Source organism: Dankookia sp. GCM10030260 (assembly GCF_042666655.1).
Classification (GTDB): domain Bacteria; phylum Pseudomonadota; class Alphaproteobacteria; order Acetobacterales; family Acetobacteraceae; genus Paracraurococcus.
Genome location: NZ_JBHTDE010000068.1, coordinates 1 through 2,005 on the forward strand (window position 1 = coordinate 1; position 2,005 = coordinate 2,005).

The window sequence follows — 2,005 nt, forward strand, 5'->3', positions numbered from 1 at the left end:
ACGACCGCCTGTACAATCTTGCCAGTTTGGGGCGTTGCCGCCAGCGGGGCCGAGCGGCGGGGGAGCGCTGCCGCTTGGCGGTGGGACGCGGAACACCACTTCGATGTCGTCGCCATCAATCTCGATCCGCCGCACCAGCGTTCGTATGATGTCCCGTGTGCCGAGCCAGTTGAGGGTATCAAGCCCAGCGCGCACCTTGGTGGCGAAGTCCTCCAGCTGACTGGTGACCAGGATCAACTCCCGCTCGGCGTCTGCCGCCTCGGTCGCGTCCTGTTGCCGTTGCTGAAGTTGAGCCACACGCGTCTTGAGCCCGGCAACGCGCGGCTCGAACTCTGAGCGGTCAATCACGCCGGCTGCATAGCTGTCGATCAACCGGCCGATCCCACGCTGGAGAGCTGCAATCTGGTGTACGATCTGCGCCAGTTCCTCGGATTTGGCCCGACCATCGTACGCCTCCTTCAATCGCCGTTGGTACTCGTCGGCCAGCCTGTCGGGAGCCTCCAGCAGCGCGCGCACGTGACCCCAGACAGCCTGCTCGAGATGGTCGCCGCGAACGGGGTGGTTGTCGCAGATCGCGGTGCCGCCAAAGCGGTGAGCGTCCGTCCCGGTGCAGCGATAATGGCGATACTCGCCCTTGCTGCGGTCACGGCCCGATACGGGTGCCGTCTTGCCATAGTAGGCATACCCGCAGCGATGGCAGACCGTCAGCCCCTGCAGCAGCCAGCGAGGTCCACGCAGGCTGTCGCGCTTGCGTTGGCGGTTTTCCGCCAACTGGATCTGGGCAGCCTCGAATACCGCCGGGTCGACCAGGGCAGGCACCGGCACCTCGATCCACTCCTCGCGGGGCACGGCGACCCGCATTCCTGGGCGCTTCGGCGGCTGCGGATGGCCCCGTAGGGGCCGCAGCCGCGGGCGGCTGGGGAGGTAGCGGGAATGCCCGTACACCGCCCGCCCGATATAGGCCATGTTGCTCAGCATGCCGTGCAGGGTCGAGGCATACCAAAGGCCGCTGCCGCGTCGGTTCGGAACACCGGCCTGCTGCAGACGGCGACATACTTCGCGCAGACTCAACCGCTCCAGGCCGATCCAGGCGAAGATGAGCCGCACGAACCGTGCTTCCTCCGGCACCACGTCGAACCGCGCCACGCCACCACCTTGGTCCTTCGGCACGTAGCGATACCCGAACGGGGCGGTGGTGAAAGCGCTCAGCAGACCCGCACGTGCCGCGTGACGGCGTCCACGCCGGCTACGCTCCAGAATCTTGGACCGCTCATACTCGGCAATCACGCCTTGCATCTGCAGCAGCAAATCATCCTCGGCCGTGCCGCCAATCGGCCGGTTCATGAACAGCACCTCCACCCCGGCACGGCGGAACTCTTCCATCAGCAGAGCCTGGTGTGCGTGGCGCCTGGCCAGTCGGTCGGGAGCAAGGACATACAGTTGGTCGATGCGCCCCGCCGCAGCCGCGTCGCGCAGCCGTTCCAACGCCGGACGAACAAGGACAGAGCCGCTGTAACCCTCGTCGACATAGGCGTCATCAGGCTCGAGTTGCCTACCATCTGCGGCAATCCGCTCGCGGAGGGCCGTGATCTGGCTGGCAATGGTGTTGTCGCGCGCCTGCCCCTCGGTCGAGACGCGTGCATAGAAGGCGACATGACGGTCAGGCATGCTTACCTCCGCCTCTGCGGACCAGCCTGTCCGCCTGTCCCGGGGTCTTGGGTCCGGACGCCACGCCTGCCCGCCGGATCGGGAACAGACGGGCGTAGGCGTTGATCAGGCACTGCTGGCCTACGCGGGTCGTCTCGAACGCCTCGCGCACCATCAGGCGAGGGCGATCCTTGCATCGGACCATCCGCTCCTCCATCGGAAGCGCCTCCTGTCGGAGGCACCCGATGCAGATTCAGTCCGGCCTTACCGCCGGCAAACCCCAGGTCGCGTAGCTCGCTACGCCGGATCGTTTTGGACCACTCGAAGTCCGGCCTGGCAAGATTGTACAGGCGGTCAC

Annotated in this window: 1 protein-coding gene; it reads right to left on the reverse strand. The window is 66.3% G+C overall.

Annotation, left to right across the window (positions count from 1 at the left end):
* Positions 1-1,668, reverse strand: a 1,668-nt coding sequence (locus tag ACFQS7_RS30815) for a recombinase family protein (protein ID WP_380070965.1), incomplete at its 3' end; no start/stop codon positions are given.
* Positions 1,669-2,005 lie beyond the last annotated feature (337 nt).